At 28.6% G+C, this 22,236-nt stretch carries 19 protein-coding genes; 15 read left to right on the top strand and 4 right to left on the bottom strand.

Annotated elements, in window-relative coordinates; all coding sequences use genetic code 11:
* Positions 1 to 131: 131 nt before the first annotated feature.
* The 3 genes from DIS07_RS08595 (at position 132) to gap (ending at position 6,754) form a co-directional block, all read left to right on the top strand.
* The gene (locus DIS07_RS08595; protein ID WP_109404829.1) at positions 132 to 4,520 is read left to right on the top strand and encodes a translocation/assembly module TamB domain-containing protein; all 4,389 of its coding nucleotides are present in this window, start codon (positions 132 to 134) and stop codon (positions 4,518 to 4,520) included.
* 220 nt (positions 4,521 to 4,740) lie between these two features.
* On the top strand, positions 4,741 to 5,727 hold the full coding sequence (pfkA, locus tag DIS07_RS08590; RefSeq protein ID WP_181374581.1) for a 6-phosphofructokinase: 987 nt from the start codon (positions 4,741 to 4,743) through the stop codon (positions 5,725 to 5,727).
* A 25-nt stretch (positions 5,728 to 5,752) separates the two neighbouring features.
* Positions 5,753 to 6,754: a type I glyceraldehyde-3-phosphate dehydrogenase gene (gene gap / locus DIS07_RS08585; protein WP_109404827.1), complete on the top strand. Its 1,002-nt coding sequence runs from the start codon at positions 5,753 to 5,755 to the stop codon at positions 6,752 to 6,754.
* Between the two features lie 175 nt (positions 6,755 to 6,929).
* On the opposite strand, the gene DIS07_RS08580 is transcribed toward gap, so the two are convergent.
* From DIS07_RS08580 to DIS07_RS08570, 3 genes are read right to left on the bottom strand one after another with little or no spacing between them, the layout of a single operon-like run.
* The gene (locus DIS07_RS08580; protein WP_109404826.1) at positions 6,930 to 7,310 is read right to left on the bottom strand and encodes a RidA family protein; all 381 of its coding nucleotides are present in this window, start codon (positions 7,308 to 7,310) and stop codon (positions 6,930 to 6,932) included.
* A complete protein-coding gene (locus DIS07_RS08575; RefSeq protein ID WP_109404825.1) occupies positions 7,307 to 7,777 on the bottom strand; it encodes a hypothetical protein in 471 nt (156 codons plus the stop codon). Before DIS07_RS08575 ends, DIS07_RS08580 begins: the two co-directional genes overlap by 4 nt.
* A gap of 1 nt (position 7,778) precedes the next feature.
* Positions 7,779 to 10,406 carry a putative LPS assembly protein LptD gene (locus DIS07_RS08570; protein ID WP_235869114.1) on the bottom strand — a complete coding sequence of 876 codons (2,628 nt, stop codon included), beginning with the start codon at positions 10,404 to 10,406 and terminating at the stop codon, positions 7,779 to 7,781.
* 122 nt (positions 10,407 to 10,528) lie between these two features.
* Here DIS07_RS08570 and DIS07_RS08565 point away from each other — a divergent pair, with 122 nt between their 5' ends.
* Genes DIS07_RS08565 through DIS07_RS08510 form a run of 12 tightly spaced genes read left to right on the top strand, consistent with a single transcriptional unit; the run spans position 10,529 to position 20,972 of the window.
* Positions 10,529 to 11,617, top strand: a complete 1,089-nt coding sequence (locus DIS07_RS08565) for an N-acetylmuramoyl-L-alanine amidase family protein (protein ID WP_109404824.1) — start codon at positions 10,529 to 10,531, stop codon at positions 11,615 to 11,617.
* A gap of 53 nt (positions 11,618 to 11,670) precedes the next feature.
* Complete coding sequence (locus tag DIS07_RS08560; RefSeq protein ID WP_109404823.1) at positions 11,671 to 12,630, top strand: MlaD family protein; 960 nt, start codon at positions 11,671 to 11,673, stop codon at positions 12,628 to 12,630.
* 21 nt (positions 12,631 to 12,651) lie between these two features.
* Entirely contained in the window at positions 12,652 to 13,968 is a 1,317-nt protein-coding gene (locus DIS07_RS08555) for a (Fe-S)-binding protein (RefSeq protein WP_109404822.1), read from the top strand.
* Positions 13,969 to 13,974: 6 nt separating this feature from the next.
* Positions 13,975 to 14,619: a hypothetical protein gene (locus DIS07_RS08550; RefSeq protein ID WP_109404821.1), complete on the top strand. Its 645-nt coding sequence runs from the start codon at positions 13,975 to 13,977 to the stop codon at positions 14,617 to 14,619.
* Between the two features lie 11 nt (positions 14,620 to 14,630).
* Positions 14,631 to 15,410, top strand: coding sequence for a (Fe-S)-binding protein (locus DIS07_RS08545; protein WP_109404820.1), 780 nt, complete (start codon positions 14,631 to 14,633; stop codon positions 15,408 to 15,410).
* Position 15,411: 1 nt separating this feature from the next.
* Entirely contained in the window at positions 15,412 to 15,795 is a 384-nt protein-coding gene (locus DIS07_RS08540; RefSeq protein WP_109404819.1) for a hypothetical protein, read from the top strand.
* Positions 15,796 to 16,719 carry a 1,4-dihydroxy-2-naphthoate octaprenyltransferase gene (menA, locus tag DIS07_RS08535; RefSeq protein WP_109404818.1) on the top strand — a complete coding sequence of 308 codons (924 nt, stop codon included), beginning with the start codon at positions 15,796 to 15,798 and terminating at the stop codon, positions 16,717 to 16,719.
* Positions 16,720 to 16,728: 9 nt separating this feature from the next.
* Positions 16,729 to 17,406 carry a metal-dependent hydrolase gene (locus DIS07_RS08530; protein ID WP_109404817.1) on the top strand — a complete coding sequence of 226 codons (678 nt, stop codon included), beginning with the start codon at positions 16,729 to 16,731 and terminating at the stop codon, positions 17,404 to 17,406.
* 3 nt (positions 17,407 to 17,409) lie between these two features.
* On the top strand, positions 17,410 to 17,925 hold the full coding sequence (locus DIS07_RS08525; RefSeq protein ID WP_109404816.1) for an SRPBCC family protein: 516 nt from the start codon (positions 17,410 to 17,412) through the stop codon (positions 17,923 to 17,925).
* 6 nt (positions 17,926 to 17,931) lie between these two features.
* A complete protein-coding gene (locus DIS07_RS08520; protein ID WP_109404815.1) occupies positions 17,932 to 18,969 on the top strand; it encodes an o-succinylbenzoate synthase in 1,038 nt (345 codons plus the stop codon).
* A 1-nt stretch (position 18,970) separates the two neighbouring features.
* The gene (locus DIS07_RS08515) at positions 18,971 to 19,948 is read left to right on the top strand and encodes a CPBP family intramembrane glutamic endopeptidase (protein ID WP_109404814.1); all 978 of its coding nucleotides are present in this window, start codon (positions 18,971 to 18,973) and stop codon (positions 19,946 to 19,948) included.
* Positions 19,935 to 20,972: an AMP-binding protein gene (locus DIS07_RS08510; protein ID WP_109404813.1), complete on the top strand. Its 1,038-nt coding sequence runs from the start codon at positions 19,935 to 19,937 to the stop codon at positions 20,970 to 20,972. Before DIS07_RS08515 ends, DIS07_RS08510 begins: the two co-directional genes overlap by 14 nt.
* On the opposite strand, the gene DIS07_RS08505 is transcribed toward DIS07_RS08510, so the two are convergent.
* Positions 20,969 to 22,225: a hypothetical protein gene (locus DIS07_RS08505; RefSeq protein ID WP_109404812.1), complete on the bottom strand. Its 1,257-nt coding sequence runs from the start codon at positions 22,223 to 22,225 to the stop codon at positions 20,969 to 20,971. The genes DIS07_RS08510 and DIS07_RS08505 overlap by 4 nt on opposite strands.
* Between the last annotated feature and the right edge of the window lie 11 nt (positions 22,226 to 22,236).

Here is a 22,236-nt window from a genome sequence, read left to right as displayed (position 1 = left end):
TCTTTGTAATAAATGGCAGTATTTTTGATTAATATTACCAATAAAATATTAGAAATAAAAGCGAGTTAGTTATCAAAAGAATTGGGAAAAAAATATTAAAATGGTTAGGGTATATTTTACTCTTTTTATTGTTGATAAGTATTCTGCTTTCAATTCCTGCTATTCAAACTAAACTAGGTAGTTATGCTACTAATAAGCTAAATCAAGACTTTAATACCAATATTTTTATTGATAAAATCGACTTATCCTTTTTGGGAAATGTACGATTAAAAGGCGTAGAAATCAGAGATCATCATTCTGATACATTAATATTTGTAAAAAAATTGAGCACTTCGGTTTTAAGTGTAAAGAAGGTTTTTAACAATCAAATGGATTTAGGAAGTATCTCTTTAGACGGAGCTCATTTTTATATGAAAACCTACAAAGGAGAAACGGAAGATAATATGGCAATATTTATCGATAGTTTTGATGATGGAACCAAAAAAGATTCTTTAGCTGCACCCTTTGTTTTAAAATCATCAGATGTATATCTTAATAATTTAAATTTTAAGTTGATAGATCTAAATAAGGAAGATGCTCTTTTGTTTTCTACAGAAAAAACTGGCGGTAGTTTGCAAGATATGTTAATTCACGGGCCAGATTTTGCTACAAAAATTAGAGGGTTGTATTTTGTAGATAATAGAGGTTTAGAAGTAACAAACTTAACTACAAATTTTTCTTACTCTAAAACGGCAATGCATTTTAAAAAAATAAGTTTGCAAACTAGAAATACTGATATAAAAGCTGATATTGATTTTACATACAGCAGAAAAGATTTAGCAGATTTTAATAATAAAGTAAAAATTACTGGAGATTTTCATAGAAGTAAGCTTGCTATAGAAGACTTAAAAAAGTATTACAATGAATTAAATGGAAATGACAAGATAAATTTCTCAGGAAAGCTGAATGGTAAACTGAATAACTTTTCTTTAAGTAATCTAAAACTTAGAACGAACCACGGAATAAGAATTGATGGAGATTTAGCATTTGTGAATGCAGTAAATAATGAAAACGGTTTTGTCTTTGAAGGAGATCTAAAAAACTTAACAGCAACTTATGGTAAGTTTAAAAATATTTTACCAAACGTTTTGGGTAAAAATTTGCCTTCAGAATTTAGTAAGTTTGGTCAGTTTACTATTAAAGGTAAAATTAATGTTACTCCGGATCAAATGAATGCAACTGTTAATTTAAAATCAGAAATAGGTAGTATTATCTCTGATTTGCATATTTCTGATATCGATAATATTGATTACGCATCATATAGTGGAGATCTAGAGTTTAGAAAATTTAATATTGGTATTTTATTTAATGATCCTTTATTTGGCACATTATCTTTAAAAGGAGATGTTAATGGAAGTGGATTTAAATTAGAAACAATAAATACTTCCTTTATTGGTAAGGTGTCAGAATTTACTTTTAAAGATTACGTGTATAAAAATATTGAAGCTAATGGACAATATCAAAACAATAAATTTGATGGTTTTTTAACAATAGAAGACGAGAATTTTAAAATGAAATTTAATGGGTTAGCAGATTTATCATCTAAAATCCACAAATTTGATTTTAAATCTGATATTGAACACCTAAATCTTAAAGAAACAAACCTTTTTAATAGAGACAGTATTGCTGTTTTAAAAGGGAATATTCAGTTAGATATTGAAGGAAATACTCTAGATAACATTACAGGAAAAGCAATTTTTAAAAATATTGTTTATAAAAATCAAACTAAAGAATATATATTTAAAGAATTTAATGTTACTTCCTCACTAAAAGATAGTATAAAGACTATTGATGTTGAGTCTCAAGATATTGCTAAAGGTTATATTTCTGGTAAGTTTTCTTTTTCAGAATTACTACCTGTTTCTCAAAATGCATTGGGTAGCATTTATGCAAATTATTCTCCTTACCAAGTTACACCAAATCAATACGTAGATTTTAACTTTACAATATATAACCAAATTGTAAGTGTGTTTTACCCTAAAATATCTATTGATAATAATACTAAAATAAAAGGTAGAATTAACTCAAATAAAAGTCTTTTAAGAGTAGATTTTGCATCACCAAAGTTAAATATTTATGGCAACGAAATTAAAAAAATTAGGCTTATCACCAATAATCAAAACCCATTATATAACACGAGTTTAACAGCAGAAGAGATTAATACCGATTATTATAAAATAGCAAAATTAAACTTGCTTAACAGAACTCAAAATGACACACTTTTTTTTAAATCGGTATTTAAAGGAGGTTTAAAAAAGAATAAAGATTTTAATTTAGATTTTTTCTATACATTTAATCAAGAAGGAAAATCTGTTTTAGGTTTCGAAGATTCTTCGTTTAAATTTAAAGATAATATATGGAGTATAAATCCAGATAAATTAAACACAGATAGAATTACTTTTGATTTAAAAACAAATGAGTTTAGTTTCAGTCAATTTAAATTAGTTTCAGGAGAACAAAAGATAGAGTTTACTGGAAGTTTAAAAGGAGATGAAGAAAAAGTTTTTTTGGCAGACTTTACAAAAGTTCAATTAGAAAGTTTTTTGCCAGAGATAGATAGTTTAGCATTAAAAGGACAGTTATCTGGAAATTTAGATTTTATTCAAAAAGAAGGTAACTATAGTCCTGAAGCTACTTTATCAATAAAAGATTTTGAAGTAAATAAATTTAGGCAAGGAGATTTATTATTAAATGTTGTTGGTGACAACTCTTATGAAAAATACAATGTAAATCTATCATTAGAAAATAAAAAAGTAAAAAGTATTGCTGCTTTAGGAAGTCTAGATTTTTCTAATAAAAGACCAATTATAGATTTAGAAGTTTTTCTTGAAGAGTTTGGTTTAGATGCTTTTAGTCCGCTAGGTCAAGATGTTTTGTCTTCTATAAGAGGTAGTGCTAGTGGTAATTTTAATTTAAGAGGTTTTCTAAGAAATCCTGATATGGATGGAACATTAACACTTAAAAATGCTGGACTTAAGTTTCCTTACTTAAATGTGGATTATGATTTTGAAGGTGAGTCTATAATTACATTGCAAGAACAATATTTTATTTTCGAAGATTTTTCGTTGTTAGATACAAAACACAAAACTAACGGAAAACTTAAAGGAAATATTGCTCATTTAAACTTTGAAAAATGGGTTTTAAATTTTGAAATAGAAAGTGATAATCTACTTGTTTTAGATACAGAAAATACAGAAGAAGCATTATACTACGGATCAGCATTTATAGATGGTACAGCATCTATTACGGGATTAACAGATCAATTAACAATAGAAATAAATGCAAAGACCAATTCAGGAACTTTGTTTGTAGTTCCCTTAAAAGATGTTGAAACAGTAGATAGTTATCGCTTAATTCATTTTAAAACTGAAGAAAAAGAAGTTGTAGAGCGCCAAAATGAAATAGCTCTGGAAGCACTTAAAGGATTGTCGTTAAACATTAATTTAGAAGTTACAAAAGATGCTACAGCTCAAGTGGTAATTGATGAAGTCTTCGGAAGTCAACTTACAGGTAATGGAAACGGAAACCTTAGAATAGAAATTGATACTCGAGGTAAATTTAACATGTTTGGAGATTATTCGATAGAAAAAGGGGTTTATGATTTTAAATATGGAGGAATTGTAAATAAACCTTTTGTGATTCAAAAAGGCGGAACTGTATCATGGAATGGAAATCCATATGAAGCAAATTTAGATGTTACTGCAATTTACAAAGCTAAAGCAAATCCAGGGGTATTATTACAGAATTTTAATTCTAATAGAAAGATTGAGGTAGATTTGGTTACAAGGATAACTGGAGGTTTGTTTAGCTCTAAACAAGATTTAGACATTCAATTAACAAATGTAGATCCAACAATAGCAGGCGAATTAGAGTTTATTTTAAATGATAATAATGTCAATGAGAAAACAACTCAATTTATTTCATTACTAGCCTTTGGAAATTTTGCAAATCCAGATAAAGTAGATTTTAATGCTGGTGAAACGATTTCTAATACTGCTTCAAGTGCTGTAGCTGCCGCTTTTAATAGCTTGTTAAATAACCCCGATAGCAAGTTTCAATTGGGTGTAGATTACCAACAAGGTAATAGAAATAATGCAGATCGTTTAAATATTATTGATAATCAAGTAGATGTTTCAGTAAGTACTCAAGTTAGTGATAGAGTAATTATTAATGGTAAAGTTGGAGTGCCAGTTGGGGCTCAAACTCAATCTAGTGTTGTTGGAGAAGTAAAAGTAGAAGTACTACTAAATAAAGAAGGAAATTTTAGAGGAGTTATTTTTAATCGTCAAAACGAAATTCAATATTCTCAACAAGAAGAAGGTTACACTCAAGGAATTGGACTGTCTTATCAAGTAAATTTTAATACACTTTCAGATTTGCTTAAAAAAATTGGAATTAAAAAAAGAAAACCTAAGCCAATTATTCAAAAAGATACTTTAAAAAAAGTCAAGAATGAGTTAATTAATTTTGAAGGAAATTAGTTTTTTTTACAACTTTAAAGAATAGTTTTCATCATATAATTCTTACCATTGTGTTATTTGTTTTGTATTACTAAAAAGTTTAACAAAACGATAATAATAATTATCCTTATCTTAAAAATAAAGTGTTACTTTTCGCCTTAAAATAGGGCGAAACAGCCTAAAACGATTTCGTAGTTTTATTATTTTAAATGGTTATAAAGCAGTAATTTTACATCAACAAATTATGAAGAATATAAAAAAAATAGCAGTCATGACTTCTGGAGGAGATGCTCCAGGAATGAATGCAGCAATTAGAGCTGTAGTAAGATCTTGTGCTTATTATAGTTTAAGTTGTGTAGGTATATATAGAGGTTATGAAGGTCTTATTGAAGACGATCTTATTGAGTTAACAGCCAGAAGTGTTCATAATATTGTAAACAAAGGAGGTACAATATTAAAGTCTGCAAGATCTACCGAATTTAGAACCAAAGAAGGAAGAGCAAAAGCTTTCGAAAACTTAAAAGAACGTGAGGTAGATGCAATGGTTGTTATTGGTGGAGATGGTTCTTTTACAGGAGCGGTAATTTTTAATGAAGAATTTGATTTCCCTGTGATAGGAATTCCAGGTACAATTGATAATGATATTTTTGGAACATCACATACACTAGGTTATGATACAGCGTTAAATACTGCCGTAGAAGCGATAGATAAAATTAGAGATACAGCCTCTTCTCATAATAGATTATTTTTTGTTGAAGTAATGGGGCGTGATGCTGGTTTTATAGCGTTAAACGCGGGAGTAGGAGCAGGTGCTGAAGAAATTTTAATACCTGAAGAAGATTTAGGTTTAGATAGAATGTTAGAGTCTCTTGAAAGAAGTAGAAGAGCTGGTAAATCTTCTAGTATAGTGGTTGTTGCTGAGGGCGATAAATCTGGGAAAAATGTATATGAATTAGCAGCTTATGTAGAAGAAAACTTACCGCAATATGATGTAAGAGTTAGTATATTAGGTCATATGCAAAGAGGTGGTTCTCCATCTTGTTTTGATAGAGTTTTGGCAAGTAGGTTAGGTGTAAAAGCTGTAGAGCTATTATTGGATGGTAAAACAAATTTAATGGTAGGCTTAAAAGATAATAAAGTAATAAGCACAGATATTAAAGAAGCAGTTTCTGGAGGTCACTCCATAAATTACGAATTGCTAAGAATATCAGATATAATAACAACATAGAATTAATAATTTAAAGATTAGTAAAATGATAAAAGTAGGAATTAACGGATTTGGAAGAATTGGAAGATTAGCTTTCAGACAAACGGTTTTAAGAGATAATGTACAGGTAGTAGCAATTAACGATTTGTTAGATGTAGATTATTTAGCATATATGTTAAAATACGATTCAGTTCACGGAAAATTTAATGGAACTGTTGATGTAAAAGATGGTAAATTAGTTGTAAACGGAAACGAAATTAGAATTACTGCAGAAAGAAATCCAGCTGATTTAAAATGGGATGAAGTAGGTGTTGATTATGTAATTGAATCTACAGGTTTTTTCTTAACTGAAGAAACTGCTGGAAAGCACTTAGAAGCTGGAGCTAAAAAAGTAGTATTATCTGCGCCTTCAAAAGATCACACACCAATGTTTGTAATGGGTGTAAATAATACAGAATTGAAAGCAGACCAGAAGATTTTTTCTAATGCATCTTGTACAACAAACTGTTTAGCACCTATAACTAAAGTTTTAAATGACAACTTTGGTATTGTAGAAGGTTTAATGACAACTGTACACGCAACAACTGCAACTCAAAAAACTGTTGATGGTCCTTCTATGAAAGACTGGAGAGGTGGACGTTCTGCATTAGGTAATGTAATTCCTTCTTCTACAGGAGCTGCAAAAGCAGTAGGAAAAGTAATTCCTGCAATGAATGGTAAATTAACAGGTATGGCTTTTAGAGTTCCAACAATGGATGTTTCTGTTGTAGATTTAACTGTAAAGTTAGAAAAATCGGCTTCTTATGATGAAATTTGTGCGGCTATGAAAGCTGCATCTGAAAGTGGAGCTATGAAAGGTATTTTAGGATATACTGAAGAATTAGTTGTTTCTCAAGATTTTGTTGGAGATACAAGAACTTCAATTTTTGATGCAAAAGCAGGTATCGCTTTAAATGATAACTTTGTAAAAGTTGTTTCTTGGTATGATAACGAAATGGGTTATTCTACTAAAATAGTTGACTTAATTGAATACGCTGCTACTTTATAGTAATAGTAATTCAACTAAAAATATAAAACCTGATAACTTTTAAGTTATCAGGTTTTTTTAGTTTTGAATACTGAATACTGAATACTGAATACTGAATACTGAATACTGAATACTGAATACTGAATACTGAATACTGAATACTGAATACTGAATACTGAATACTGAATACTGAATACTATTTCACAGCAATAGCACTAATTTCTACATTTACAAATTTAGGCAAGTTAGCAACTTCTACAGTTTCTCTTGCAGGTGCAGTTTCTTCATTAAAATAGCTTCCGTAGACAGCGTTGATTTCTCCAAAATTATTCATGTCAGAAATAAAAATGGAGGTTTTAATTACGTTTTCAAAAGTCATATCTGCAGCTGCTAAAACTTCTTTTAAGTTTTCCATTACTTGTTTAGTTTCATTTTTTATAGAATCTAAAACAAGTTCTTCAGTTTCTGGAGTAATTGCAATTTGCCCTGAAGTATAAAGAGTATTCCCACTTAAAACAGCTTGATTATATGGTCCAATAGGTGCTGGAGCTTTTTTTGTTGTTATTATTTTTTTCATTTTAATATGTTTTTTATAAAATCTAAGATGATATTAATTTGGCCATTGTAATTATATAAAACAATACCCAGAAATAAAAGTCCAATAAATAGTAAAAGAAAACCATCTAAAATGATTCTTCTACTATTTTCAAAAGTAATATCTATATCTTTATTTTTATTAATATTATATAGAATACTAATTGAAAATGGCGGATTTCTTTTGGGCTTTTTATTTAATCCAAATTCAATTTCTTTTTCAATTTCACGACCATTTTTATTCTTAAAATTTACGGTGTAATAATAAGTTCTTGAACTCCCATAATTGTCATCTATTTGTGAGCCTATTTCTTCTCTTATTTTTATAACTCTAGCTTGTTTTCTTATCCCATTCTTTTTTAATCTGTCAATTTTGTCAAGAACTTTAATAGATTTATAAATCATATAAAAACCAAAAAAAATAGGTAAAATAAATTGTAGGATAATCATACTAAAAAAGTCTTCTATCAGGCGGTTTATTTTTATCCCATTTTAAGTCTGCTAAAACCGAAGATTTTACACCAATAAAAAAGGTATATGAAGAGTTTGTTCCAAAAGGAACCCAATTAAAGTTAAATTGCCAACTATCTAAATCTCTACTAAAATTAAACCTCGAGAAAGTAAATGCACCTTCTTTTATGTCATATCCAGAAGAATAACCAACACTCCATTTAGGAGAAAGTTCTAAATTTCCACTAAACATTAAACTGTGCACACCAATTTCTCCACCAGAAATACCATTGTTTCTATAATTAGTAGAATAAGCTAGGTTTACAGACCAAGGTATGTCAGCTCTATATAAGTTTGCGCTTTTGTTTTTATCTTCTTTACTAGAATTAACAGCATTTCGTTGCCCTATATTATCAGTTGGGTTAATATCAGCACCTATAACGTCTTGAGAATTGTTTGGGTCTCTATTTTTGTTCTTATCTTCTTTTTTATCCTTTGAAAAATCAGCACTCGAAATAGAGTAGTTGGCTGTTAAGCTTGCATTTGTTAATCTGAAAATATTAGAATTAAATTTATTAATTCTTGAGCCATTTTCGTCAACCTGATAAACATCCATCGAGCCATTTATATTCAAAGCTAGTTTGTCTTTAAATAATCGAGTTCCAGCAGAAAAACTTATGGGAGACCATCGTAAACTATCTGCAGCTATATTATAGGAGCTTGAAAAATTAAGATTGTTTAAAATGGTGATTTTTTCATCTTCTTCATCACTATCTGGGTCTTTTGGGGCCATTTTTGCCTCAATAACATTATTTAAAGTTATACCAATTGAATTACTTAAACCTCCAGAGGGGCCTCCAAAAATTCCTTGATCAAAAACAGTATATTCTTCTAAATCTAATGGGTCTACACTCCTTTGTACAGATTTAATATATTTATCTTTAAAATCTGGCCTATAAGAGTAAGAAATAGATGGTCTAAAAGTGTGTCTTATTGCTTTAAGTCTACCTTTTTTAAAATTAAAAGTACCATAAATATTTGTAGATAAACTAACCCCCGCATTATACTCTCTGTAACTCTTAAAACCTCTTAAAGTGTCTGTAACTACAACATTTTGTGTTGCATCGTAATTTTTCTGAATATAATCAAAATGCCATACTTCTTCATAATTTGCACTTGGAGATAAAGTAAAATATTTGAAAGCTTTAATGTTGGTATTGGTACTCGTTTTATGAGTCATTCCAGATCTGGCAGTTTCAAACATTTTACTCGTAAAGAAATCATTTTCTGTAGTTTTTATTAAGTATTGACCTTGCATTGCATAGTTGAAACCTAATTTTTGTATTGGCGTCTTTTTTACTCCTCCTTTACCAACAAATGGATAAATCCTATTCATGTTTAACGTAAGAGAGGGAAGGGTCATTGTAATTTCTTGAGTATTTGTATTTTGTTGATGTGTCGCAGTTAAGTTCATGTTAAAAGGAGTACCTACAAAAGTTTTACTGTAATTTATAGAAGAATTAAATGTGTTAGTTTGGGTTTGAGAAACATTAAACTGATTTTGAGATTCTCTAAAAAAACGACTACTTCCTAAATTAACTGAAGCTGAAAATCTTGAGTTGGGACTGGCTTTAGAATCTTGGCTGTGCGACCACCTAATGTTAAAGTTATTCGATTTACTAAAAGAATCGAAACCTCTAATTCCGCTAATGTTATTTTCAAAGCTTAAATTAAAAGAACCACTAAAGCGATACCTTTTTTTATAATTAGAACTCATTCTTAGCCCCCAACTTCCATTAGAATATAAATCTCCACGAACTGACAAATCAAAATAATCACTTATTGCAAAATAATAACCTCCGTTTTGAAATCCAATACCTCTCTGACTACTACCAGTGTCGAAAGCCGGGATCAAAAATCCAGAAACACTGGTTTCACTTAGAGGGAAGTAGGCAAAAGGTAAAAATAATGGCGTAGGTATATCAGCTAAAACCAAATTACTTGTACCAACAATTATTTTTTTTCCAGGAACTAGTTTTGCTTTATCCGTAGCAATATAATAATCTGGAATTTTCTTTTCTGATGTAGTAAACCTTATTTTTCTTACAAAAATTGTGGAGTCATTTACTCTTTTCGTTTTTTCTCCATAAGTAAACATTTCTCCTTGTTTAGTTTTTAAACCATAGATTAAAGCACGTTTACTTTTAAAATTATAAATTATTGAATCTTGTTCAGATTCTTGACCTCCTTGAGTAAAAATTGGTCTTTGTATATAACCTGTACTATCAATAATTCCTTTAGCAAAAAGCGTGTTTTTTTTATAATCAACAATAATAATTCCTGCTTTTAAATCAATGTCAGTATAGGTTATGTTAGCTTCGTTATATAAAGTAACTGTTTTGTCTTTAGCATTTTGTATGGTATAATCACTTGCAACATGGACAATAATATCCTCTACTTTTTCTTTTGGTTTAATAGAGTCTTTTGCAATAGTGTCTCTTTTTTTAATTAATAAGGAATCTTTTTTTATATCAATAATAGAGTCTTTTTTTTGAGTTGTGATTATTTTTTTCTCTGTAGATTTTTTATCTTGAGAGAACCCTATCTGAAAAAATAAGAGGCTACACAATAAAAGTAAGTATGATAGGTTTGATTGCAATGCTATAAATAGTATTTTTGTGTAAAAGTAAAAATATGGCTCAATATTTGAAGCACCAAATTTACGATGCCAAAATTAGTTAAATTTTATTGATGCAATTCCAACAAAACCACAAAATTAATACCAAAAGAAGATTTATTTTTCTTTTATTGATTTCTTTTATTCTTTTTTCAAATTCATTAACAATTTTAGGTCAAAAAAAGTATGTTGTAGTTTTAGATGCTGGTCATGGAGGTAAAGATCCTGGAAATTTAGGAAACGGTTATAAAGAAAAACATATTGCTTTAAAAGTAGCTTTATTGGTTGGTAAAAAATTATCTAAAAGCAATGATATAAAAGTTATTTATACAAGAAAGAGCGATGTTAAAATAGAACTTTGGAAAAGAGGAGAAATCGCAAATCATGCAAAAGCAAATTTGTTTGTTTCCATACACTGTGATTCTCACACATCAAATGCATATGGAGCTGGAACTTTTGTATTAGGTCTCAGGGGGAATAAAAAAAACTTAGAAATTGCTAAAAGAGAAAATGCGGTAATTTTACAAGAAGACAACTATAAAGATAAATATAAAGGTTTTGACCCAAACTCAGCAGAATCTGTAATAGGTTTATCGCTCCTTCAAGAAGAAAATTTAGATAAAAGTTTAGCAATAGCAAGTTTTATTCAAAATAATTTTGCTTTTAAATTAAAAAGAAACGATCGAAAAGTTAAACAAGATAATTTTCAAGTTTTAAGAGAAACTATAATGCCAAGTGTTTTAGTAGAACTTGGTTTTTTAACAAACAAAAAAGAAGGGAGGTATCTTAATTCTAAGAAAGGGCAAACTTTAATGGCAGGTGCAATAGCAGATGCAATAATTAAGTACTTTAAGAACTTAAAAATTAATACCATTACAGATACTAATAAAATTATAAAAACAGATAAAGTAGTTTTTAAAGTACAAATAGCATCAGGTAAGAATAAAATAACAACTAAACCCTATAATTTTAAAGGTTTAAAAGATATTGAAAGAGTTAAAGTTGGTAATTTTTATAAATATTATTACGGAAATTCTTCGATGTTTTCTGAAGTAGTAAACGCTTTAAAGAAAGCAAAGCTTAAAGGGTATTCTTCTGCATTTATTGTCGCTTTTAAAGGACAAAAAAAGATAACAGTTAAAGAGGCTATTAAAATGAAATAATTTGGTAGAAACTACCAAAAATTATTAGTAATATTGTTACTAAATTTCTTCTTATGTCAAAAGAGTTAAAAACAGGAATTGTAGCTGTTGTGATTATTGCATTTTTTGTGTGGGGTTACAACTTTTTAAAAGGTCAAAATTTATTTGATGGAAATACTCGTTATTTTAAAGTAGAATACAATCAAATAGGAGGGTTAACAAAATCTAGTTTTGTAACGATAAATGGATTAAAAGTTGGTAAAGTTGAAAATATTAAGTTTAATCAAACACCTGAAAAAAGGGGGCATTTAATTGTTGAGTTTTCTGTGGAAGATGAATTTGAATTCTCAAAAAACAGTATCGTTAAAATTTACTCTCCAAGTCCTTTAAGCCCCTCAAACCTTGCAATAATTCCAAGTTATCAAGGAGAAAATGCAATAACAGGGGATGTTTTAATAGGAGAAATTGAATCAAGTTTATTTACTTCTATTGGAGAGCGTTTAGATCCATTACAATCAAAACTAGAACATGTAATTGTAAGTGCTGACTCATTATTTAAGAATATAAACAATGTTTTAGATTTAAAAACACAAACTGCTTTAAAAGAATCGGTTCAAGATTTGTCTTACACAATTAAAGAGATTAAAGGTATGATGCTATCTGTAAATTCTGTGATAGATTCTACATCAGCTAAATTAAAAATAACCATTTCAAATACTAAGAAAATTACAGACAATTTAACTAGGGTTTCTGATACATTAGCAAATGCTAACATAGGAGGAATCATAAGAAAAGCAGAAGCAACTTTAACTTCGTCTAATAAATTACTTAACGGAATTAATCAAGGTAAGGGTACTTTAGGTAAACTTGTGGTAGATGATAAGTTATATCATAATTTAACCACAATGTCTAAAGAATTAGAAAATCTTTTAAGAGAAATGAAAGAAAACCCTAAACGATTTGTTCACTTTTCCTTGTTTGGTAAAAGAGCAAAACCTTACACGCCCAACAAAGACAAAGAGGCTAATAAATAATTTTACATAAATTAAAGTACTATGCAATATTTACCAAACATATTTTTTGCCCTAGCTCTTGCAGTTGGTATTGGTTTTTTTGTGATGAATGTTCGCAAATTAATAAGAAACATCAAGCTTGGTAAGGATGTAAATAGAAAGGATAGAAAACCAGAAAGATTAAAAAACATGATAATGATTGCTTTAGGACAATCAAAAATGGTAAAAAGACCTTTTTCTGGATTTTTACATATTGTTGTTTATGTTGGGTTTATCATCATAAATATAGAAGTATTAGAAATTATTATTGACGGTTTATTTGGAACTCATAGAATATTTCAAGGTGTTTTAGGTGATGGTATTTATGGTTTTTTAATTGGAACTTTCGAAATATTAGCAGCATTAGTCTTTATCTCAGTTATTATTTTCTGGCTAAGGAGAAATCTATCTAATATTAAGAGGTTTTTAAGTAAAGAAATGAAGGGTTGGCCAAAGAATGACGGAAATAATATTCTTTATTTCGAAATGGTTTTAATGACATTGTTCCTCGTTATGAATGCAACAGATATACCATTTCAACAACTAGAAGTTGGAAATCCAATAAGTCAATTTTTGGCACCGATTTTTGATAATTACTCCCCAGAATCATTATATATTATTGAGAGAGTTACTTGGTGGGTTCATATTTTAGGTATTTTAATTTTCTTAAATTACCTATATTATTCTAAACATTTACATATTTTATTAGCTTTTCCAAACACTTATTTTGCGAATTTAAACCCTAAAGGACAATTCAATAATTTAGAATCAGTTACAAATGAAGTAAAGTTAATGATGGATCCAAGTGCAGATCCTTATGCAACAGCAGATACTGGTGTAGAAGATGAAGTCCCTGAAAAATTTGGAGCATCAGATGTAACAGATTTAAATTGGGTACAGTTATTAAATGCTTATACATGTACTGAATGCGGAAGATGTACTTCATCTTGTCCAGCAAATTTAACAGGTAAAGAACTGTCTCCTCGTAAAATTATGATGGATACTCGTGATCGTCTAGAGGAAGTTGGTAGAAATATTGATACTAACAAAGGAACTTTTGTTGATGATGGTAAACAACTATTAAACGATTATATAAAACCAGAAGAACTATGGGCATGCACAAGTTGTAATGCCTGTGTGGAAGAATGTCCTGTTAATATAGATCCATTATCCATAATTATGGATATGAGAAGATATTTAGTGATGGAGCAAAGTGCTGCACCACAAGAATTAAATATGATGATGACAAACATCGAAAACAATGGGGCACCATGGCAATATAATCAACAAGATAGATTAAACTGGGCTAAAGAAGATTAATAGATAATGAGTAGAAGTTTAAAAAGTAAAATTTTAAGTTTATTGTCAGTGTTTTTTTTACTGATTTCGATAAAAGTTTATTCTCAAAACAAAGAATTAGATGTTGTAGCAAAACAAATGTTTATTGATATGAACAATAGAGATTTTGACGCTATTGTTAACATGACTTATCCAAAAGTATTTGATTTTGCTTCAAAAGAACAGATGAAAAATCTAATCAAAACTGTTTTTGAAGGAAATAAAGAAATGTCAATTAATATCCCTAAAATTATCCCTGTTTATAAATTGTCAAAAATATTTAAGAAGGAAAAAAACAATTTAGAATATGCTTTTGTTTCTTACGATTTAAAAATGAAAATGACTTTTCATAACATTGAGTTTGATGATGAAAAGAAAAAAATGATGATTCCAATGATGAAAGCTAAAGGAATGTTTGTGAAGTTTATTTCTAATAATTCTATGGATGTTCTAATGAAAGATAGAATTACAATTATTTTAAGAGATGATTCTACAAAAAATAAGTGGACAATGATGAATTATGATCCAGATTCTCCATTATTTTATCAAATGACACCAACTCCTTTAATTGAAGCAGCTAAAAAATATAAACAAGATCTACTTTTAGTAAGTAAAAAGAATAGCGAAAAATAAATCTCAAAATTATGAATGTACCTACAATGGCAGATATGATGGCTCAAAGTAAACAACCAGAAGTTTTGTTTTGGGTTGGAGCAGCAGGAAGTTATGATGATAGAGCAAAAAAAATATCAAGAGCATTTGTAAAAATATTGCATCAAGCAAAGGTAGATTTTGCGGTTTTAGGTACAGAAGAATCATCAACAGGTGATGCTGCAAAAAGAGCCGGGAATGAGTTTCTGTTTCAAATGCAAGCTATGATGAATATCGAAGTTTTGAACAGTTATGAAATAAAAAAAATTGTGACATGCGATCCACATTCATTTAATACTTTAAAAAATGAATATCCCTCTTTAGGAGGAAAGTATGAAGTTTTTCATCACACACAATTTATACAAAATTTAATTTCAGAAGGACGATTAAAAATTGATAATACTACTTTAAAAGGAAAAAAAGTTACATTTCATGACCCATGTTATTTAGGAAGGGCTAATAAAGTTTATGAATCTCCTAGAGACTTAATTAGAAGATTAGGTGTAGATTTAACAGAGATGAAACGCAGTAAATCTAATGCATTATGTTGTGGAGCAGGTGGAGCACAAATGTTTAAAGAGCCAGAAAAAGGAGATAAAGACATTAATATTTTGAGAACAGAAGACGCTTTAGAAACTAAGCCCAATATAATTGCTACTGGTTGTCCGTATTGCAATACAATGATGACCGATGGAATAAAATTTAAAGAAAAGGAAGAAGAAGTAGAAGTGAAAGATATTGCTGAGTTAATTGCAGAAGCTAATAATTTATAAGATGAAAACTTTATCACTGTTTTTATTTATATTATTCCATATTGTTCAGTTTTCTGCACAAGAAAGAACTGACTATTTAAAATATATGGCAAAAAGTTTACCAGATACTTATGCTAAATCTAATGCTAATTTGTTCTTTACTGTTCAGATTTCAGCTTTAAGTAAGAAAAATCGATCTTTAGATAGTTTAAAAAATATCAATATTTATAAAGAAAAAGATAACCTTATAAAATACAGATTAGGTGAATTTACAACTTATAAAAATGCTGTAGAATTTAAAAAAATGTTAAGAAGTGTTTGTAGAGATGCTTTTATTGTTCCAATAAAAAACGGAAAACGCATTCATATAAAACAAGCATTAAAAGAAGTTTCAGATATTCTTTAAATGATAAAAAATTACATTAAAGCAGCTCGTTTAAGAACATTACCACTATCGGTTTCTGGAATCATTGTTGGATCTATATTAGGCAATCAACACTTTTTTCAGAATTCTTTTTTAAGTCATAAACCTTCTGTAATATTTTCAAGTGTTTTCTGGTTAGCTATTTTAACCACAATCGGATTTCAGGTTTTATCAAATTTTGCAAATGATTATGGAGATGGAATAAAGGGCTCAGATAAAAATAGAGAAGGAGAGGAAAGAATGGTTGCTTCAGGCGCTATTACACCAAAACAAATGAAATTGGCAATGATTATTACAACTATTATTACTCTAATTATTGCTTTATTACTAATTTATGAGGCCTTTGGAAAAGAAAATTTTGGGTATTCTATTTTATTTTTTTTATTTGGAATAGCTTCAATTGCATCTGCAATAAAATATACAGTTGGTAATTCAGCTTATGGTTATAGTGGTTTTGGAGATGTTTTTGTGTTTTTATTTTTTGGATTGTTAAGTGTGGTAGGAAGCTATTTTTTATTTACAAAATTAATACAGTTTAAAATTTTCTTACCCGCAATTTCTATTGGATTACTGAGTACATCAGTATTAAATTTAAACAATTTAAGAGATAGAAAAGAAGATGAAAAAAATAATAAGAATACTTTAGTGGTAAAGTTAGGTGTTAAAAATGCAAAGAAATATCATTACTTATTGATTATTGGAGCTTTATTTTCAGCATTATTTTATGTATTTTTAACCTACAAAACGCCTTTTCAGTTATTGTTTTTGGTTGCTTTTATTCCATTAGTTAAAAACTTGATTACTGTTGCTAAGAATAAAGTACCTTCTTCATTAGATAAAGAGTTAAAAAGAGTGGCACTTAGCACCTTTTTATTTGCAATTTTGTTTGGAATAACGCAATTATAACATTTAATTATGGATATTACTTTTTTTGGTCATGCATGTTTTGGAATAGAAATTGGCGATAAAAATATTTTAATAGACCCTTTCATTTCTGGAAACCCTTTGGCTTCAAATATCGATATTGATACAATAAAAGCAGATTATATTTTGCTTACGCATGCACACCAAGATCATGTTTTAGATGTTGAGGTAATCGCAGAAAGAACTGGGGCTATTGTTGTTTCTAATTTCGAAATTGCAATGTATTATAATGCTAAAGGATTTAAAATTCATCCACTAAATCATGGAGGAACCTTTAAAAAAGCGTCATTTTCTGCCAAATTCGTGAATGCTATTCATACTTCTTCTTTTGCAGACGGTACTTATGGTGGACAACCTGGAGGTTTTGTCATTTCATCAAAAGACAAAACTATTTATGTGGCAGGAGATACTGCATTAACAATGGATATGAAATTGATTCCATTAACTCATACTATTAATTGTGCTATTTTGCCAATTGGAGATAATTTTACAATGGGTGTAGAAGATGCTATAATTGCCAGCGATTTTGTTAAATGTAATACTGTAATAGGATGTCACTTTAATACCTTTCCCCCTATAGAAATTGATAAGGAAGAGGCAAAATCTATGTTTTTATTAAAAGGAAAAGAATTAAAAATATTAGAAATAGGAAATACAATATCTATATAATCTATGAAAGCAATAAAAGTTATTTTAGGAATTATTTCGTTTTTAGTATTAATTTTTTTTCTAACCGGTCTTATTGTAAAAGAAACTAATTATTCGGCTCAAATTTCTATAAATAAACCGATTGGGGAAGTTTTTAAATCTTTTAATCAACCTGGAAATGTCCAAAAATGGATTCCAGAAATAAAATCGATTGATACTTTAAATTTAAACCCAGGTTTTACAGGTAGTGAATTTAGAATGGTTGTGAATAATCAAGGGCAAGAAATTACAATGACTGAAAAAGTATTGGCATATGTTGCTAATGAGAAAGTAACTTTGTTTTTTGATGCCGAAAATATGTTAAAGACGGACGATTATATTTTTTCAGAAAAAAATGGAATAACTACTGTAACTCTTAATTCCAGTTGTGAAAGTGATTCTTACATTATGGCATGTTTGTATCCATATTTCGAAGGAGTTTTTCAAAGTCAAGATCAAACTTATTTGAATAGCTTTAAAGCTTATTTAGAAAAAAAATAATCTCTTTTGATTAAAGCAGAATACAAAAAATATATCCTCAATTTTAAAAAACCAAGTGGAACTTCCCGTGGAATTTTAATAACTAAAGAAACTTGGTTTATCATTTTAAAAAAAGATAATAAAATTGGAATTGGAGAAACTGGCTTGTTTAAAGGTTTGAGTATTGATGATGTTTTTGATTATGAAGAAAAACTAAATTGGGTGTTATTAAACCTAAGTAAAGGAAAAGATTGGTTACTCAAAGAACTTTCAGAGTTTCCTTCAATACAATTTGGTTTAGAACAGGCTTTTTTGTCGCTAAAAAGAAATACTCCTTATGATTTATTTCCATCAGATTTTACACAAGGAAAAAAAGCAATACCAATAAATGGATTGGTTTGGATGGGCGATAAAAATTTTATGAAGCAACAGATAAAAGACAAGCTTAAACATGGTTATTCTTGTATTAAAATGAAAATTGGTGCTATAGATTTTGAATCAGAAATTAATTTGTTAAAATCTATTAGAAAAGAATTTTCATCAAAAGAAATAGAATTAAGAGTTGATGCAAATGGTGCTTTTAAAGCTAATAAAGCATTAGAAAAATTAAAAATGTTGTCAGAATTAGACATTCATTCTATAGAGCAACCTATTCAGTCGGGGCAAATAGATGAAATGGCAAGATTATGTGAAAAATCTCCTTTACCAATTGCTTTAGATGAAGAATTAATAGGAGTATTTACATACCAAAAAAAAAAGAAAGTTATTACAACAATAAACCCTCATTATATTATTTTAAAACCAAGTTTAATTGGTGGTTTTGCTGGAAGCAAAGAATGGATTAAATTAGCGGAAGAAAATAATTCTGGATGGTGGGTTACATCAGCTTTAGAGAGTAACATTGGGTTAAATGCAATAGCTCAATTTACATATACATTGCAAAGTAAATTACCTCAAGGTTTAGGCACAGGAAGCTTATTTACAAATAACTTCGAAAGTCCATTAGAAGTTAAAAACGGAACATTACATTATAACCCAGCTAAAAACTGGAACTTTAATTTGTAAAATGAATTATATACAACAAGTTTATAAAGGTAAAAATGAATGGTATCATTGGGTAATAACAATTTTATTAGTTCTTTTTGGGTGGCAGGTAATAGGTGTTGTCCCTTTAACCTTAGCCGCTTATAAAAATTCAGATGGTTTTGATGATTTTGTGAAAGCTGCAGAAAATAGCTTTATGTCTACGGGAATGAATAGTAATTTACTTCTGTTTTTGATGATATTAATGTTCTTTGTGGGCTTAATTTTTCTATTTATTGGAGTGAAATATATTCATAAAAGAACAGTAACCTCTTTAATTACAAGTAGAGAACAAATAGATTGGAAACGTTTTAGATTTGGTTTTCTTTCTTGGGGATTTATTGCAGTTTTAAGCATTATAATAGGAATATTATTAGCTCCAGAAAACTATACATGGAACTTTGATACTGTTCCTTTTTTTATATTAGTAGCAATTTCTTTTTTATTTTTACCCTTTCAAACAAGTTTTGAAGAACTATTGTTTAGGGGGTATTTTATGCAAGGTTTAGGTGTTCTTACCAAAAACAGATGGTTTCCGTTGATTTTTACATCAGTTGTTTTTGGGCTTTTGCATGGTGCAAATCCAGAAGTAGAAAAGTTAGGTTATATTGCTATGGTTTTTTATATAGGTACTGGTTTTTTCTATGGAATAACAACCTTAATGGATGAGGGTACGGAGTTAGCTTTAGGTTTGCATGCTGCAAATAATATTGTTGCTGCATTTTTTGTAACTACAGATTGGACAGTTTTTCAAACAGATGCTTTGTATATAGATACTTCAGAACCTTCTGTTGGATGGGAAATGTTTTTTCCTGTTTTGGTATTATATCCATTGATGTTGCTTCTTTTTTCAAAAAAATACCATTGGGACAATTGGTTAGTGAAACTAACAGGAAATATTAATAAACCTAGCTCACTTAATGAAAATTACAATATTTTAGAAGATATTGGTACAAAATAAATTTCATAAAAGCTTCCGATTAAATAATCAATCTTTTAGCTCGATTGATGAAATAGTGGCATTCACAAAATCCTTTTCGCAGGATATTTATCATTTTCTTGAAAGTTGGTTTTCTACTTCAGATTTTATTACAGTTCAAACTTCTGGTTCTACGGGAATTCCAAAATCGATATCATTAAAAAAAGATCAAATGGTAAATTCTGCCTTGGCAACAGGTGTTTTTTTTAATGTAAAAGCAGGCACTAAAGCATTACTTTGTTTACCTGTAAATTATATAGCTGGAAAAATGATGTTGATTAGAGCTTTAACTTTAGGATGGCATCTTGATATTATTGAACCAAATTCGACTCCTCTAAAAAGGCTTTCTAAAACATATGATTTTACAGCAATGGTATCTATACAGGTAGAAAATTCTATTGATAAATTGAATCAAATTAAAAAAATAATTATAGGTGGAGGAGCAGTTTCTAACCTGTTACAAGAACGATTACAATGTTTAAATACAGAAGTTTTTGCTACTTATGGGATGACTGAAACTATTACACATATTGCAGTTAAAAAGTTGAATAATTTGAAACAAAATCCAAATTTTTATGAGATTTTACCTAACATAAATATTTATAAAGATTATAGAAATTGTTTAGTTGTTCAAGCATCAAAAGTATCTGAAGATATTATCTTTACAAATGATGTTATTAAATTAATTTCTGATACAGAATTTGAATGGTTAGGTAGATTTGATAATGTAATAAATTCTGGAGGAATAAAACTTTATCCTGAAAAAATTGAAGAAAAACTCTCTAAAATTATCAAACAACGTTTCTTTGTTGCTAGTATTCCTGATAATGTTTTAGGGCAAAAATTAGTTTTGATTCTTGAAGGAGAGTTTAGAAATTATAATTTAAATGATATAAAACTCACCAAATATGAAATTCCTAAACAACTTTTTTTTATAGAAAAGTTTGTAGAAACAAAGACAAAAAAAATCCAACGAAAACAAACATTGGATTTAATCAATTTTTAAGATAATTTTAAAAGATAATCTCTTAGATCTTCATTTTCTTTTAAATTCATTTTTTTCTTTATTCTATATCTAGCTGTTTGCACTGATCTTGGGTCAATTAATAAAATTTTTGCAATCTCTTTTGTTTGTAAATGAAGCTTTATAAACATGCAATGTCTTAATTCAGTTTCGGAAATTGTTGGATGAAGCGCTATTATTTTATCATAAAAACCTTCATAAACTGTGTTGAAATGTTTTTTTAGAATATTCCAATCTTCATCTCTTTCTAGAACATAATTTATTTGGTTGATAATGGCTTTTACATTTCCTTTATCTGGAGTTGTAATTCCTTTAATATCTGCTTTAATTTCTTTATAGTATTGTTTGTTGTGAAGTAAATTAGTGGTTAAAGTAATTATTTCTTTATCTTTTTCTAAAGATTTTTTAGTTATTGAATCAATATTTTTTGAAAGCTCTTTTTCTTTTTTTCTAGCATTTATAATTAAAAAGAAACCAATAATTGTAGATAGAGTGAATAAGGAACCAATTAAAAAAAGTGAAACTTTTAAATTATAGTTAGTACTGGTTAAGTTCTCGTTATGAAGCTTAATTTTTTCAATTTCGAATTTTTTGTTAAGATTTTTAATTTTCTCTTCCAGTTCTAAATTTGTTTTATTCTTATTTTCCAATACAAATGACAATACTTCAGGATTTGTATGCCCAATTAGTTCCAAACTGAAAATACAATCACTAGAATATTCATAAGCTTGATGAATTGATACGCTGATAATATTTTCACCTTCTTTAAAAATAGATTTATCGAAAAAAAACTGCTTAAACAAATGCTCCTCTTTGTCTTTGACAGTACTTATAGCTAGCGTGGTGTTTGATATACTAGAATTTGGCATATTGTCTTTAAACAATTCTTTTCCGTTAACATATACAACTGCTCCATCATCTCTTTGAATTTTAAATTCATAAGCCAAAAACTTGTTTTTTAATATTATTTTCTTTTTAAAGTATTTTGTAATGTGTTTTTTCTTCTGATTATTACCATAACTTATATTGGTAATATTTTTTTTGTCTCCGTAACCAATGGGAGATTTACCAGTTTTCCATTTAGAAAATTCAGTAGTTTTATACCAATCATCTTCTAAATAGCCTTTATCATAATAGTACCAGATATCTTTATTTTTGATGATTTTGGTCTGAGAATTGATTGTGTTTTGGAAAACAAAGCAAATGGTGAGGAATATGATTAATTTAATTTTCACAGTGTTTTTTA

This window comes from Polaribacter aquimarinus (genome assembly GCF_003129485.1).
Taxonomy (GTDB): domain Bacteria; phylum Bacteroidota; class Bacteroidia; order Flavobacteriales; family Flavobacteriaceae; genus Polaribacter; species Polaribacter aquimarinus.
This window is presented reverse-complemented; position numbering and strand designations above follow the sequence as displayed.